Below are 14,647 nucleotides of genomic sequence, written 5' to 3'. Positions count from 1 at the left end.
CGCTCGCCTCATCTCCAGTTAGTCGCAGCTTCTAACTTCCGTCTCGCAACTTCCGCCGTCCGCCGTCCGAAGCATCGTCCGCTTCGGTGAGCCGCTGTTTACGGATACACCCATACCTCCGCAAGAGCCTTTTTCGTGCTTTGGCCATTTTTTTTCGATCACGCAAGAAAGGATCTAGATGTAGCGGGTCGCCCCACGCCAAAGCACCATAAATGAAGGCACTGCCGTAATTTTATTGCCGGGAACGCCCTGCAACTCACCCCGGATTTTGCCGCCCGGTGTCCGCACCCGAGTCGAAATCGGGCCGGGCCAGCGATCAGGTGGCCAATCGGGCAGAATCCGACCTCGAACGAGCCCGATTCACCCCATTTGCCAAGCCGATTCACATCCTGCGACTCGGCGCGGATGCGCGGCGACGGCGCCCAGCCCGCGCGAAGGCCCGCAAACCTCGCCCGCAACCAGGAATGATCTAGTTCGCGCGCGCGCACGAGGCGGAAGGTTCCGCAGCGTTCCGCCGAATGCAGCGGTCCTGACCCGCCCGGCGTTCAATTCTTCGCTGCAAGGCGCGTTTCCCCCTGTGCGAAGCGCGCGCTTTGCCTGTAGGTTCGTCTTGTGTTTTCAAATCGGTACTGCCCCGTGACCCTGCGTCTGACAGCCGTTCGACACTTTCGCACCGGTCTGGCCCCGGCGCTTGCCGCGCTTTGTCTTGCCGTGCTGTTGCCCGTGGCCGCGCAGGCGGCAGACCGGGTCGCGCTGGTCATCGGGATGGCGCAGTACCGGAACGTTCCCGCGCTTTCAAACACCGTCAACGACGCGCGCCTGCTGGCCTCGACGCTCGACCGGATCGGCTTCGATGTCACGACGCTGATTGACGCAAACCAGGAGGAACTGCGTTCCGAGCTTGAACGCTTCGCTTTCCGCTCTGAAACGGCCGACCTCGCGCTCGTCTATTTCGCCGGGCACGGGGTCGAGGTCGCGGGGGAGAACTTCCTTCTGCCGGTCGATGTGAACGTCCGTTCCAACAAGGATGTGCAAAGGCAGTCGATCTCGCTGAAGGACCTGCTTCATGTCGTGGACAGCGCCCGCAAGATGCGGATCGTCATCCTCGACAGTTGCCGGGACAATCCGCTGGGCGACGCCATCCTGCAGGAGAATGGCGAGGTGGCGGGCGCCTCGCGTGGCGGCGGGCTGGCGCCGCCCTCGCCCGATCGCGGGACCCTCGTGGCCTTCGCGGCCCGCGATGGCCAAGTGGCGCTGGACGGCGATGGCGCCAACAGCCCTTTTGCCAGGGCGCTCTCCGAAAAGCTGGCCGAGCCGGGCCTCGAGATCAGTCTGATGTTCCGCCAGGTTCGGGACGAGGTCCTGGCCGCAACCCGCAACCTTCAGGAGCCCAACACCTATGGCTCGCTCTCGGGTGTGCCCTTCTATCTGGCCGGATCGCCCGAACTGCGTGAACAACTCGCGACGGACGACCGCCGCATGGCCTGGACCGCCGTTGGCGCCAACCAGGAATCGCAACTGCGCTCGCTGGCCGATTCCGGTGACGCCCGCGCCATGCTGGGTCTGGCCTACATGCGTCTGGACACCGGCGGATCGGAATTCGACCCCGCCCAAGCGGCGCAGCTCTTCGGACGCGCGGCCGAGGCCGGTTCGCCCGAGGCGCAATACGAACTCGCCAAGCTCTACGAAAAGGGGATTGGGGTGCCGCAGGACGACGCCCGCGCGCTGGAGCTTTTCCAGAAAGCGGCGGATCAGGGATTCTCGGACGCCGTGAACGATCTTGGCTTTTTCTACTACCAGGGCAGCTTCGGGCTTCAGCGCGACGCGCTCAAGGCGCTGGGTTATTTCGAGCAGGCCGCAGATCTCAGGCATCCGCAGGCCATGTTCAACTTCGCCGCGCTGATCGATGATGGTATCGTTCCGGGCAAGGGTGCCGCGGATGCGGGTCGATACCTTTACCAGGCGCTGCGGTCGGGCAGCGCGGCGGTTTACCAACAGCTGGCGGAGCGTCCCACGATGTTCTCGAAGGACACGCGCAAGGCCTTGCAGGCGCAACTGGCCGAACACGCGTTCTATTCCGGGGCGATTGACGGCGATTTCGGCCCGGGCACGCAGAAGGCGGTCAGGGTCGCCTATGGTTTGAATACGGAAGGGTAGCAGATGACAGGCTTAAGGACGAAATTCGAGAACCTGACAGGGCTGGCAAGTGCCGGCGCCATTCTTGCCGTGCTCCTGTCCGCCGAAGCGGCGGCGGCCCCGGTCTCCGGGCTTCCCAGCGACCTCGGGATCGGCGTGACCGGCGTCATCATGGGCCAGCCCGGCGCGATGCTTTTGCAGGCCCAATGCGGCAGTGACGGCGAAGGGTCCTGCGAGGAACCGCCCGACCCGATCGAAGAGACGAAGGCCAACCCCGCGACGCCGGTCACGGACGACACGACCGATCAGATCGTCGATACCATCTCCACTGCCACGGACACCTGTTCGGATGAGTGGATCAACGAGAGCTATCGCATCGACTGTATCAGGCAGACACTTCTGCTGGCGGCCGCCAGGCTGCCGAACCGAGGCGACTATGCGCCGGTCAAGGCGGCGCTCGTCGATGCCGCCGACAAGCTGGACAAGATCGTCGTGCAGAATGCCAACGCCTCTTCGGGCCGCGTGACGCCGCCGATCGGCGGGCGCCCGCTGGCGCCGACGCTGCCGCCCCTGCGCGCGGTGAGCCCCGCGGCGCAGGAACAGGCGGTTGCCCAAGCGCTCGCGGTTCTGGAAGAGGCCGAAACCATCCTCCTGCGCTCGGCCGAAAACTCCGAGCGGCGGCTCGTCCATTATCAGCAGGTTGCCCAGGCGATCGATTCGACGAAGGTGCTGTTGCGGTCGTCCTGAGGCGAGGGCGGTTCGCGATGGCGTCCGGTCTTCCTGCGGGTGCCGCCCGTTCGGCTTGCGCCGGGGCGCTGATTGCCGTTGCCTGGGGTTTCGGGCCGTCGGATGCTTCCCCGGCGCCGCAGCACCCTGCCCCCAGGCCCGCGCTGGCGGGCATCGACTACGACACCGCGCTCTCGCAGGGGCGAACCCTATGGACTGCCAGCGCAATCCGCGATTCGGTCGCCGCCTGCGAGACGGTCGGGCCCGCCTATCGGGTGGACTGCCTGGCTGAATACCTGGGCTGGGCGGCTGGCCAGATGCCATCGAACGGGGACTACGCCCCTGCACGGCGGCTTCTAGCGCAGGGGGCCGTGGGGCTCGCGAGGCTCGCGCGGGACCATGCCGATCCCGGGATGACCGCCATCCGACCGCAGCGCGCGCGGCCGCTTCACGATCCCGCCCGCCCGCTCCGGGCGCTGCGGGGCGAGGCGATCACCAGTGCGGGGCGCCGCGCCGAGGTCCTGCTGGATGAGATGGCAACCGCGCTGCTGCGCTCCGCCGGCTCGGAAACGCGGCGCGCGCATTTCCAGCAGATCGCCGAGGCGGTCACATCGCTCAAGGTGCTCCTGCGGTCGTCATGACGCGACAAGACCGCAGCGCACCAGGTATCGACAAAGGCGCCGCAACGCCCAGCCCATTGCAGTTCGTGGCGGAGAACGAGCTGGGTTGGCGAGACCTTGGCCGCCCTTTCCCGGGCTAGCCAACACCTGTGGAAATTTCCGAGGAAGGATTCGCGCTCGCACTCGCGATCATGTCTGCGCCATCCGGGCAGCACCGGTTGCCGCACCCGAATGCGGGATCGATCTGAACCTCTGCCGGAATCCGCACGGCGATCTATTGGCGGAATGTCCCGCTCCGTCCGCCAGAAGCGGCTGCCGACGGGAAAAGACAACGCGACGCGCCCTCACAGCGGAGTCATCGGTCCCGGAAATGACAAAACCTTCAAATGCGGGGCACGCGGGCAGTCGTCCACGCTCAAGGGCAACAGCACTGCGTTTGTGGGATTGTGCGATTCAGCGAGACATCTTCGATAATCTCCGTTTCGGAGAGGGAGGATGTATTTCAGGGCCAGCGATCAACGAGACATCCGCCGCTGGGATAACGACGGCACTTGCGCCATTCACCGCAAGGGGCCGCAGGATTTCCGGCCCCTTGCGCAATCGTTCCTATGAGGTCAAGCCACGTCCCGCACGGCCTCGGCCCCAAGCGGCGCCATCTTGGCCCAGAGCGCCTCTGCTTCTTTCGCGGTCAGCGCGCGCCGGGCGGTCGGGCCGTAGAAGGCCCAGTCGCCCGCGAACTCGGGGAAGGCGCGCTCCATCCCGGCCCGCGCCTCTTCGGTCAGGCTCGCGATCGCGGTGTCGCCGGGGAACAGGCTTTCCGTCTCGATCCCGTTCGACAGCACGATGTCGTGCTGGTCGAGCATCAGGTGGAAATACTCCACCGTTTCGGGCATGGCGGGGCGCGGCGCCGCGATCTTCAGATGCTTGGCGGCCAGCAGGACCTCCGGCTCTCCGAAAAGCATCTCGGCCTCCCACCCCCGCACGAGGACGCGGTGCTGCGGCGACACCCAGAGGTCAGCCTTGGGCAGCCCCTCGCCCATCGCGCCGGTCGGAATGCAAACCGGGCGCATTTCAGGGCGGAAGAACAACTCCGCGTCCGAGAGTTCGCGCGAGGCCACGAAGCGGACCTTGGCCACCGCACCGAATGCCGTCAACACCTCATCTCCCGCGTCCAGGGTCTCGACCGGAACTTCGCCCGATGGCGTCGCGATCAGCATGCCGCGCAAGAAGCAGACGGGCGGGGGCGGATCGGTCGTAAAGGTTGTAAGCGGGACGGCGCCCTGCCCGAAACTGTCGATTATCGTCTGATCAACCGTTCCATCCGGCAGGAAGAACAAACGAATATCGGTACCGCCAGGTCCGGCACCAATAACCGTAATGACAATAACCTGGTCCCCTTCATAGGCGTCCGGAACCTTGTTGTTGCCGGTCGGCAGCACGCCGGAAAGTTCATAGATGAACTGGTATTCCTCGTAGATTCCATCCCCGTCCGTATCGACCCAAACGGTCGTGTCGGGATCCGGCACGCCGGCCGGGGTATCGTCAAGTACCAAGTCTCCGCTCGTATCGCTCCCAAGCGTTCCGGACTCGAAGTAAAGGGAAACGGAGCCCTGCTGGGTAGGCGGGCGAATATTGATCTCGGAGTTGTTCGCAGTACTGCTGTCGCCGCGCGCCCAAAAGGTGTCTGATGTCGCCATACCTGTTCGCCTCCACAAAACAAAGCGCGGCAGCATAAAGCGGTGCCGCGTCGAGTCCTCGCATCCTCCGCCCCCTATTTACCGGCAATTGGGCCTATATTGTGGCTGGCGCCTGTGATGCGGGGTCGATGCCTGCTGTAATTAAAGAAGAAACGCGAAAACGGGCAGAAAGTACACCCGGATCGTGCCGGTAAGAACAACACTAATGAAAAATCCATCACACGCGGCACAATGGCCGCAGTAAGCGCCCTCACGCCACCAGCGCCTCGGCCCGTTTCAGGTCGACGCTGACAAGCTGGCTCACGCCCTGTTCCTGCATCGTCACGCCGAAAAGCCGGTCCATCCGCGCCATCGTCACCGCGTGGTGGGTGATGATCAGGAAGCGCGTGTCGGTGCGCCGCGTCATCTCGTCCAGGAGATCGCAGAACCGCGTCACGTTGGCGTCATCAAGCGGCGCATCGACCTCGTCCAGCACACAGATCGGCGCCGGGTTGGCCAGGAACACCGCGAAGATCAGCGCGAGCGCGGTCAGCGTCTGTTCGCCCCCGGACAGCAGCGACAGCGTGGCCAGCTTCTTGCCCGGAGGCTGGCACATGATCTCCAGCCCCGCCTCAAGCGGATCGTCGCTTTCGACCAGCACCAGGTTCGCCTCGCCGCCGCCGAAGAGATGGGTGAACAGCGTGCGGAAGTTCGCGTTGACCTGCTCGAAGGCGGTCAAGAGCCGTTCGCGGCCCTCGCGGTTGAGGCCCGCGATGCCGGCGCGCAGCTTCTTGATCGCCTCTTCCAGGTCGGCCTTTTCCTTGACCAGGGTGTCGTATTCGCCCTGCACTTCCTTCGCGTCCTCCTCGGCGCGCAGGTTGACCGCGCCCAGGGCGTCACGCTGACGGCGCAGACGGTGCACGTCGTTGTCCAGCGCCTCGGCACTGGGCATGGACTCCGGATCGGCGTCCAGGGACTGCAGCAGCGTGCCCGGCGTGTTCTCGGTTTCCTCGCGGATGCGGTCGGCGGCAACCGTGACGGTCTCGCGCGCCGCGTCCGTTCGCGCCTCGGCCCGTGCCCGCGCTTCCCGCGCCTCGGAGGCCGCGCGTTCGGCCTCCCGTTCCTGATCCGCGACCTGGCGCATCAGGCTTTCCCCCTCCGCCAGCCTGTCGGCAGCGGCACGGCGGCGGGCCTCGGCGGTTTCCATCGCCTCGTTCAGTTCCTCGCGCTTCGCGGCAATCTCTTCGGGCGCAGCCTTGGCCTCCGAAAGCTCCTCCTCGCTCGCGGCCTTGCGCTCGGCCAGTTCGGACGTGCGCTTCTCCGCGGTGTCGAGCCGGTGGCGCCAGCCGGAGAGCTCCTTGGTGATCTCCTGGCGGCGGCGCAGGCGGGCTTCGCCCTCACGCCGGATCTCGTCCTGCTGGGCGCGCTTGGCGAGCATCGTGACCCGCGCGGCCTCGACCGTCAGCTTGACGTCCTCGACCTCGGCGCGCGCGGCGGAGAGATCCGGCAGCGCCGCGACGGCGGCCTCGGCCTCCTTCAGGCGCGCGCGCGCGCCCATCGCCTCTTCCTCGTGGCGCGACATCGCCAAGCGCGCGCTTTCCAGCTTGCCGCCGGCGATCGAGCGGTCGGCCTCCGCCTTGGACAGAGCGCGCGACGCCTCCGCCATGCGGCGGTCAGCCTCGCGACGGGCCTCGCGCGCGGCACGGTCGGCGTCGGTGGCCGCGGCCAGTTGGCGCGTCAGGTGGTCATGCGCCTGCCGTGCACCCTCCGCCCGTGCGCTCGCCTCCTCAAGGTCTTGCTTGAGCTCCACGAGACGGTTCAACTGTTGCAGGCGCAGGGCCGAGGCTTGCGGCGCATCCTCCGCCCCGGCGCGGAACCCGTCCCAACGCCACAGATCGCCCTCGGCCGAGACAAGCCGTTGCCCCGGCTGGAGAAGCGGCTGGAGCCGCGCACCATCGTCGCGCGCCACCAGGCCGACCTGGCCGATCCGGCGCAGCAGGACCTCCGGAACCGCGACCACTTCGGCCAGGCGCCGGACGCCTGCGGGCAGGGCTTGCGCCGCGTCGTAATCGGGCAGTGCCGTCCAGCCAGAAGGCGCATCCCCCGGGACCTCGGGCGCGCGCAGATCATCGGCCAGCGCCGCGCCCAACGCCTTCTCATATCCCTTGTCGACCCGCACCCGATCCAAAAGCTGCTTGCCGGTAGCGGCCTCACGCTCCACAAGCTTGGAAAGCGCCGCGACCTCGGCCCGAAGCGCGCCGGCTTCGCCCTCCGCCTCGGACCGGGCGGCGCGTGCATCGGCCTCACGCGCCTGTGCCTCGCCGCGCGCCTCGTCCGCCTCGACCAGCCGCTCCTCGGCCGCCTCGGCGGTGCTCGTCGCTTCCTCCTGCCCCTCGCGGGCGGCCTCGTAATCCTCGCGCGCGCGGTCAAGCGCCGCCTGCGCCTCCGCCGCGGCGGCGCGGGCACGGGCGGCCTCGGCCTCGTTCTTCTCAAGCGTCGCGCGGCTATCGGCCAGAAGCCGGTGCGCGGACTGATGGCGGGCGGAAAGGCGCGCCACGTCCTCGTTCAGTTCCGAAAGCGCCGCTTCGCGTTCGGAAAGCACGCCGGCTGCGGCCTGCGCGGCGTCCATCGCCTCGGCCAACCGCGTCTCCTGGCCTTCGGAGGCCTTGGCGATCTGCCCCTGTTCCCATTCCAGCCGGCCGATCATCTCGCCGGCGTCGCGGTTGAGCCCGGCCTCACGCTCCATGTCTCGGGCAAGCTGGACTATACGCGCAGACAGCGCATCGATCATCTGGCGCGCGCGCGCCTCCTGATCGGAGAGCGAATCGCGCTGGACACCCAGCCGTTGCAGCACGGCGCTGGCGATGGCCTCTTCTTCCCGTAACGGCGGCAGAAGCGCCTCGGCCTCGGCCCGGCCCTTGGCCGCCGCGCGGGCCGCTGCCTCGGCGGCTGCGGCGCCCTTGGTGCGTTCGGTCAGCTCGGCCTCGGCGCGGGCTCGTGCCTCATCGGCCTCGCGCCAGCGGCGGTAAAGCAGCATCCCCTCGGCCCGGCGCAGCTCCGCCCCGATTTCCCGGTAACGCGCCGCCTGCCGCGCCTGTCGGGCCAGTTGCGCCAGTTGCTGGGCCAGTTGCTCGACCACGTCATCGACGCGCGCCAGGTTCTGTTCGGCCCCGTTCAGCTTCAGCTCCGCCTCGTGCCGGCGCTGGTAGAGACCGGAGATCCCCGCCGCTTCCTCCAGAATCCGGCGGCGGTTGCGCGGCTTGGCGTTGATCAGTTCCGAGATCTGCCCCTGCCGCACCAGCGCTGGCGAATGCGACCCGGTCGAGGCATCCGCGAACAGCATCTGCACGTCGCGCGCCCGCACGTCCTTGGCATTCGCCTTGTAGGCGGAGCCCGCGTCGCGGGTGATCCGGCGCGTGATCTCCAGCTGGTCCTGATCGTTGAACCCGGCAGGCGCAAGCCGTTCGGTATTGTCGATGGTCAGCGCAACCTCGGCGAAGTTGCGGGCGGGCCGGGTCGCGGCGCCCGCAAAGATCACATCCTCCATCCCGTCGCCGCGCATCGCGGTCGGGCGGTTTTCGCCCATTACCCAGCGCAGCGCCTCAAGCAGGTTCGACTTGCCGCAGCCATTGGGACCCACGACACCCGTCAGGCCGTCGTGGATCAGAAGGTCCGTGGGGTCCACGAAGCTTTTGAAGCCGTTCAGTCGGAGGCGGGTGAAGCGCAAGGCAGGGCGTCCGTTGATTCCAGAGGTTCGGCAATCCTTGGGTAAGGGGGGCCTTGAGTCAATGTCGCCACCCCGGATATCGGGCGCTCCGGGCGGTTTTCCACAAGATATGGCGGATTTCCGCGCCCAGGCGGGCCCCGTACGGCCCAGCTTGACCCTTTCCGTCACCCCGGGCCTAATCACGCGCAAACGGGAGGGCCGGACATGGACGGTGGAACGGGGCGGTGCCTTTGCGGGGCGGTGCGCTACGCCTTCGAGGGCGAGCCGAACTGGCAGGGGCATTGCCATTGCGAAAGTTGCCGCCGCGCGACCGGCTCCCCCTTCACAAGCTTTCTGGCCGTCGATCACAGCCGGTTCCGCTGGACCGGAACGGCACCCGCGATGCGGCCCAGCAGTCCCGGGGTACAGCGCGGTTTCTGCCCGGCCTGCGGCACCCCCATGGCCTATCAAAGCGCCGCGCGCGGCCACGAGATCGACCTCTACGCCGCGACGCTCGACAACCCTGCCGCTTACGAGCCGACCTTCCACGCGCTTTGGAACGAGCGCCTGCCATGGCTGCATATCGCCGACGGGCTACCGGTGCAGCGAACGCCGCGCCGGCTTTCGCCGGAGGAGGACATGGGGCCGGTTCTTGCCCTGGTCCAGCGGACCTTCGCCTTCATGGACGGCAAGATCGACCCGCCCTCCTCAATGCACCGCCTGACGCCCGGGGCCGTCGCCGCACAGGCGCGCGAGGGGGAGGTCTGGGTGCTTGAGGACATGGGCCTGCCCCTTGCCTGCGTGTTCCTGACGCCCATGGGCGACCGGCTTTACCTGGGCAAGCTCGCGGTCGATGACGCCTGCCGCGGCCAGGGGCTGGCGCGGCAGTTGGTCGAACATGCCGCGACCCGCGCGCAGGCGCTGGGGTTCGATCTGCTGGAACTCCAGGTCCGGATCGAGCTGACAGCGAACCAGCGCGCCTTCGCGGCGATGGGCTTTGAAAAGACCGGCGAGACGGCGCATGAGGGCTTCGACCGGCCGACCAGCCTGACCTTCGCGCGACGGGTCTGAACCGCCAAGCGCGCGCCGGGGCCTGTCACGCGGCGCGATGCGACCTCAGAGGTTGTCCTCGACCCGGAAGCCGGCGGGGATGGTATCGCGCCCCTCAAGCACCAGGTCGGCCATGACCTCGGCGACCTTGGGCGCCATGCCGAAACCGATCTTGAAGCCGCCGTTGGCGATGAACTGCCCCGCGCGCTCCGGCCACCGCCCCAGCATCGGCGCGCGGCTTTTCGACCGGGGGCGGACGCCCGCCCAGCGCTCGATAACGGCGGCGTCGGCCAGCGCGGGGCACAGCGCGCGGGCCTTGTCGATCAGGGGCTCCAGCCGGTCGTCGACCACCCGCCCGTCCTCGAAATCCCGCTCCGAGGTGGAGCCGACGGCCACCGTGCCATCCGCATGTGGCACGATATGGAGCCCGTCCGCGAAAAGCTGCGGCCGGTCGGCGGCGGCGCAGGCGAAAAGCGCGGCCTGACCCTTCACGCCCGCCCCGACCGGGCGGCCGAGCGCCGCCGACAGCTCGGCGAGCCCCGGCGCACCGGTGGCCCAGATCACCGGCCCGGGCGCCGGGTCGGCGGCCCCGACCTCAACGGCGCCGCCCTTGGCGCGAATGGCCGCGACCAGCGCCGCCGCCGCGTGACGCGGGTGCAGCCGGGCGGAAAGCGTGTCCTCGATCAGCCAGCCGGTGGGGCTTTCAGGGGCCCAGCCCGGATAGGCCTCGGCCCGCACAAGCCGCCAGTCGGCCCGCCCCTGCCAAAGCGCCTCTGCCCCATGCGCCCGGTCCTTGGCCAGCGCCAGCGCCGCGTCGTCGGCCACCGGCTGAAGGCGGCCCAGCCGCGCATATCCTGGATCAACACACCCCGTAGCAGCCACCCCGTCCCAGAAGTCCTGCGCCATCAGCAGGCTTTCCAGCTGGAACTGCTTCTTCGGGTTCCACTGCTCGGGCACATGCGGCGCAAGCGCGCCAACGATCCCACCCGATGATCCCGCCCCGATACGTTCGCGCTCGATCAAACGGACCCGCGCGCCGCGACGGCCGCATTCCCACGCGATCGCGAGGCCGAAGATCCCGCCCCCCACAACTGTCACATCCGCGATTGCCACCGCCGCGTCCTTCGCCTAACTGCGCAATCGAAGGGTTAGGACAGATGCCGCAGAAGGACCAGAGCGAACGGGTGGACTGGCAGCGCGGCGGCACGCCGGTGTCCACGCTGTTCGACGACCCCTATTTCTCGCTCGCCGACGGGCTGGCGGAGACGCGCCATGTCTTTCTGGCCGGCAACGGCCTGCCCGAACGGTTCCACGACGGCTTTCGGATCGCCGAACTGGGGTTCGGAACCGGCCTCAACCTGCTGGCCACCGCCATCGCCTGGGAAGCGTCGGGCACCCCCGGAAGGCTCGCCTTCACCAGTTTCGAGGCCTTCCCGATGCCCGCCCGCGACATGGAACGCGCCCTGGCCGCTTTTCCCGAGGCCGCATCCCGCGCGGGGCCGTTGCTGGAGGCCTGGCGATCCGGGCGGCGGCGGTTTGCCCTTGGCCCCGTCGATGTCGAGGTGATCGACGGCGACGCGCGACGCACCCTTCCGATTTGGCCGGGCGGGGCGGATGCCTGGTTCCTGGACGGGTTTTCGCCCGCCAAGAACCCGGAGCTTTGGGAGGAACCCCTGCTTGACGCCGTCGCCCGCCACACCGCGCCGGGCGGCACTTTCGCCAGCTACACCGCCGCGGGCTTCGTCCGCAGGGCCTTGCAGTCGGCGGGCTTTCAGGTAGAGCGCGTGCAGGGCTTCGGCCACAAACGCCACATGAGCCGTGGCAAGCTTTGCGGAACGCCATGACCCCGACTAACCAGCGCGCCGGCATTCTCCTGATGATCGGGGCCGCCCTGATCTTCTCGGCACAGGACGCGATCTCCCGCCACCTCGCGGAGGCCTACAACGTCTTCATGGTCGTGATGATCCGCTACTGGTTCTTCGCGGCCTTCGTGGTCTGGGTGGCGCGGCGCCAGGCGGGCGGGTTCCGGGCGGCCGTGCGGTCCGGCTTCCCGTTCCTGCAGGTCCTGCGCGGCACGCTGCTGATCGCAGAGGTCTGCGTCATGGTCGTGGCCTTCATGCGCCTGGGGCTGGTGGAGACGCATGCGATGTTCGCGGCCTATCCGCTGATCGTCGCGGCGCTGTCCGGGCCTGTCCTGGGCGAAAAGGTCGGCTGGCGCCGCTGGGCGGCGATCGGGGTCGGCTTTGTGGGCGTGATGGTCATCCTCGAACCGGGGGTGACGGTCTTCTCGCCCGATGCGCTGATCCCGGTGGTGGCCGCCTTCATGTTCGCGCTCTACGGCCTTCTCACCCGCTACGTGTCGCGGCGCGACAGCGCGGCGGTCAGCTTCTTCTGGACCGGCGTCAGCGGCGCGGTGCTGATCACCCTGGTCGGCGTCTGGTACTGGGAGCCGATGTCGCCGCCCGACTGGGGCTGGATGGCGCTTCTGTGCATCTCGGGGGCGACCGCGCATTACCTTCTGATCAACGCCTATGCCCTGGCCGAGGCGAGCGCGATCCAACCCTTCGCCTATTTCCAGCTTCCCGCCGCGGCTGTCCTCGGCATGACCATCTTCGGCGAGATGCTCAGGACGAACGTGCTGATCGGCGCGGGGATCGTCGTTTCGGCCGGGCTGTTCACGCTGTGGCGCGCCCGGGTGCGCGCGCAGGGCGCCCGTCCGTCCAAAGCTCGGGCCAACCGCGCCCCTAGCGCCCCTTCAACAGATCGGTAAAGCTCTTGCCGTCCGGCCCGAGGCCCAGCCGCATCCGGTAGATGGGCAGGCTTTCGGCCACCCGCATGACGTAGTTCTGAGTTTCACGGAACGGGATCGCCTCGATCCAGTCCACCACGTCCACGCCATCCGACCGGGGATCGCCAAAGGCGCCGATCCACTGACGCGGCCGCCCGGGCCCGGCGTTGTAGCCCGCCGCCACAAGGACGGGGGAAGTCCCGAACTCCTCGACCAGTCCGGCGAGGTAGGCGCTGCCGATCTGCGCGTTGTATTCCCAGTCGGTGCTAAGCTTGGCGAGGTCGTAGCCGACCCCGATCTGGCCCGCGACCTTCTTCGCGGTGGCGGGCATCACCTGCATCAGCCCGCGTGCGCCCACATGGGAAACGGCACTTGGGTCGAACTCGCTTTCCCGCCGCGCGATCGAAAGCGCCAGTTCGGGCGGGATCGGCAGCTTCAGCCGCTCGATCCCGTTGGTCGGGAAATAGGCGCTGGGCAGGATCACCCCGCGATCTGCCGCCGCCTTGGCGAGCAGAAGCGCGGTGTTGGCATCGCGCCATTCCAGTGCAAGCCCGGCAAGCCGGGCGATATCCTGGCCCGAAAGCCCCTCGGACAGGTGCAGCAGGAAGCGCAGCGCCAGTGTCCTTTCGCCCGCCGCCTGCAAGAGCTGCGCGGCCTGGAATACCGTCGATCCCGTGAAGGGCGCCCCGCGCCAGCCGGGATAGGTTTCGCCGCCCGCCATCGCCTGGGGCAGTGGCAGCCCAACTTTTTCAGCCGACAGCAGCCCGTAGAACGCCGTCTGATAGCGCGCGCCCTCGGCAAAGGCCGCCTGCGCCTCGGCCCGGCGGCCTATGGCCTCAAGGGCGCGCCCTTCCCAGTAGTTCGCGCGTGCCAAGCTGATCGGGCTCGAGACCGCGGCCTCGAACCGGTTGAAATGGGACAGCGCCGCTTCCGCCTTGCCGAGTTTCCTGAGCGCGATGTAGCCCGCCAGCCATTCGAGGTCGGCAAAGTCCTCGCCCGAGGTCAGGTGGTGCCCGGCAGCCATCCGGTAGGCGCGCGCCTGATCGCCCTCGCGCATTTCCTTGCGGGCCAGCTTGCGGCGCCAGTCCGCCCACTGGTCGGGGTCGCCCAGCGCAGCGGCGCTGCCGGAGCGTTCCAGCAAAAGCTCGTCCGCGCTGTCGTATAGATCGCGCCGGATGCGCCAACGGAACCGGTCATAGGCCAGCCCGCCGGAATTCACCGCCTTTTCCGGCAGCGCCCCGATCAGGCCATCGACGCCCTTGTCATCGTCCTGAAGCGCGATGCGCGCCTCTGCCACCGCGCGGGTATAGGGGCTGGCAAGCGGCAGCATTCGCCGCGCATCCGCGGTCAGGCCCGCCCGCAGCATCGCCGCCGTGCGGCCATCATGGTGATCGGCCAGCACCGCCCCGTAGCGCGCAAGGAACGCCGCGTGGTCCTCTGCCGTCAGAGAGATCGAGCGCCAGGCCCGAACCACCTCGTCGCGCGCGGCCCCCTGCGCGCCCTGCGCCTCCAAGGCGGCGGCATAGGCCAGGCTTCCCTCCCCCGTCTGCGGGGCAAGGGCCTTGAAATAGGCGCGGACACTGGCGGGGTCCTGCCCGGCCGCGACCGACTCGCCCTTCTTGCGCAGAAGCGGCAGGCCCGGCCAGTCGGGGTAGCGCGCCAGGAAGGTCACGTAGTCGCTGAATGCGCCCTCGCCGTCGCGCAGGCGCTGCCAGTCGATCACCGCCTCGGCGAGCGGCCCCGAACGGGCCGCCTGCCCCATCGCGGCAGACCAGTCGCCGGAGGCGGCCGAGCGCAGGGCAAGCGCCATCGCGGCGGGATCGTCCGCGCGCAACGGTGTGGTCAGGGCAAGCGTCATGGACGCGGCGAGGGCAAGGCGGCGGATCATGATTTTCTGTGACTGCTTCGTGTTTTTCCGCAATCCTACCGCCGCCTCGCGCAGCCG

General features: G+C 68.3%; 10 protein-coding genes. 6 read left to right on the top strand and 4 right to left on the bottom strand.

Annotated elements, in window-relative coordinates; translation table 11 throughout:
• Positions 1-636 precede the first annotated feature (636 nt).
• Genes OE647_RS05270 through OE647_RS05260 form a run of 3 tightly spaced genes read left to right on the top strand, consistent with a single transcriptional unit; the run spans position 637 to position 3,503 of the window.
• Positions 637-2,157 (top strand): caspase family protein, encoded by a 1,521-nt coding sequence (locus OE647_RS05270; RefSeq protein WP_263720620.1) that lies wholly within the window; start codon positions 637-639, stop codon positions 2,155-2,157.
• A gap of 3 nt (positions 2,158-2,160) precedes the next feature.
• A complete protein-coding gene (locus tag OE647_RS05265; RefSeq protein ID WP_263720619.1) occupies positions 2,161-2,883 on the top strand; it encodes a hypothetical protein in 723 nt (240 codons plus the stop codon).
• Between the two features lie 17 nt (positions 2,884-2,900).
• Positions 2,901-3,503: a hypothetical protein gene (locus tag OE647_RS05260; RefSeq protein WP_263720618.1), complete on the top strand. Its 603-nt coding sequence runs from the start codon at positions 2,901-2,903 to the stop codon at positions 3,501-3,503.
• Positions 3,504-4,096: 593 nt separating this feature from the next.
• Here the strand turns inward: OE647_RS05260 and OE647_RS05255 are convergent.
• Both OE647_RS05255 and smc read right to left on the bottom strand, forming a co-directional pair.
• A complete protein-coding gene (locus OE647_RS05255; RefSeq protein WP_263720617.1) occupies positions 4,097-5,179 on the bottom strand; it encodes a Hint domain-containing protein in 1,083 nt (360 codons plus the stop codon).
• A 250-nt stretch (positions 5,180-5,429) separates the two neighbouring features.
• The gene (gene smc, locus OE647_RS05250) at positions 5,430-8,885 is read right to left on the bottom strand and encodes a chromosome segregation protein SMC (RefSeq protein WP_263720616.1); all 3,456 of its coding nucleotides are present in this window, start codon (positions 8,883-8,885) and stop codon (positions 5,430-5,432) included.
• A 204-nt stretch (positions 8,886-9,089) separates the two neighbouring features.
• Between smc and OE647_RS20160 the strand changes: the two genes are divergently transcribed.
• The gene (locus OE647_RS20160; RefSeq protein ID WP_412174927.1) at positions 9,090-9,935 is read left to right on the top strand and encodes a GNAT family N-acetyltransferase; all 846 of its coding nucleotides are present in this window, start codon (positions 9,090-9,092) and stop codon (positions 9,933-9,935) included.
• A 45-nt stretch (positions 9,936-9,980) separates the two neighbouring features.
• On the opposite strand, the gene OE647_RS05235 is transcribed toward OE647_RS20160, so the two are convergent.
• Positions 9,981-11,027 (bottom strand): NAD(P)/FAD-dependent oxidoreductase, encoded by a 1,047-nt coding sequence (locus tag OE647_RS05235; protein ID WP_263720615.1) that lies wholly within the window; start codon positions 11,025-11,027, stop codon positions 9,981-9,983.
• Positions 11,028-11,071: 44 nt separating this feature from the next.
• On the opposite strand from OE647_RS05235, the gene mnmD reads away from it, so the two are divergent.
• Together mnmD and OE647_RS05225 are read left to right on the top strand one after the other, a co-directional pair.
• Complete coding sequence (mnmD, locus tag OE647_RS05230; RefSeq protein ID WP_263720614.1) at positions 11,072-11,758, top strand: tRNA (5-methylaminomethyl-2-thiouridine)(34)-methyltransferase MnmD; 687 nt, start codon at positions 11,072-11,074, stop codon at positions 11,756-11,758.
• Positions 11,755-12,684: a DMT family transporter gene (locus OE647_RS05225; RefSeq protein WP_263720613.1), complete on the top strand. Its 930-nt coding sequence runs from the start codon at positions 11,755-11,757 to the stop codon at positions 12,682-12,684. The genes mnmD and OE647_RS05225 overlap by 4 nt, the downstream gene beginning before the upstream one ends.
• Here OE647_RS05225 and OE647_RS05220 read toward each other — a convergent pair.
• Positions 12,659-14,590 (bottom strand): lytic transglycosylase domain-containing protein, encoded by a 1,932-nt coding sequence (locus OE647_RS05220; RefSeq protein WP_263720612.1) that lies wholly within the window; start codon positions 14,588-14,590, stop codon positions 12,659-12,661. The genes OE647_RS05225 and OE647_RS05220 overlap by 26 nt on opposite strands.
• Positions 14,591-14,647 lie beyond the last annotated feature (57 nt).

It is taken from the genome of Albidovulum sediminicola (genome assembly GCF_025751575.1).
GTDB lineage: Bacteria > Pseudomonadota > Alphaproteobacteria > Rhodobacterales > Rhodobacteraceae > Albidovulum > Albidovulum sediminicola.
The sequence above is the reverse complement of the archived record's forward strand: the minus strand, read 5'-3'. Positions and strand labels throughout refer to the sequence as shown.

Coding starts and splice junctions, on each gene's coding strand:
- OE647_RS05225 (WP_263720613.1), top strand. CDS start 11,755: ATGACCCCGACTAACCAGCGCGCCGGCATTCTCCTGATGATCGGGGCC.
- OE647_RS05260 (WP_263720618.1), top strand. CDS start 2,901: ATGGCGTCCGGTCTTCCTGCGGGTGCCGCCCGTTCGGCTTGCGCCGGG.
- OE647_RS05255 (WP_263720617.1), bottom strand. CDS start 5,179: ATGGCGACATCAGACACCTTTTGGGCGCGCGGCGACAGCAGTACTGCG.
- OE647_RS05265 (WP_263720619.1), top strand. CDS start 2,161: ATGACAGGCTTAAGGACGAAATTCGAGAACCTGACAGGGCTGGCAAGT.
- mnmD (WP_263720614.1), top strand. CDS start 11,072: ATGCCGCAGAAGGACCAGAGCGAACGGGTGGACTGGCAGCGCGGCGGC.
- OE647_RS20160 (WP_412174927.1), top strand. CDS start 9,090: ATGGACGGTGGAACGGGGCGGTGCCTTTGCGGGGCGGTGCGCTACGCC.
- OE647_RS05220 (WP_263720612.1), bottom strand. CDS start 14,590: ATGATCCGCCGCCTTGCCCTCGCCGCGTCCATGACGCTTGCCCTGACC.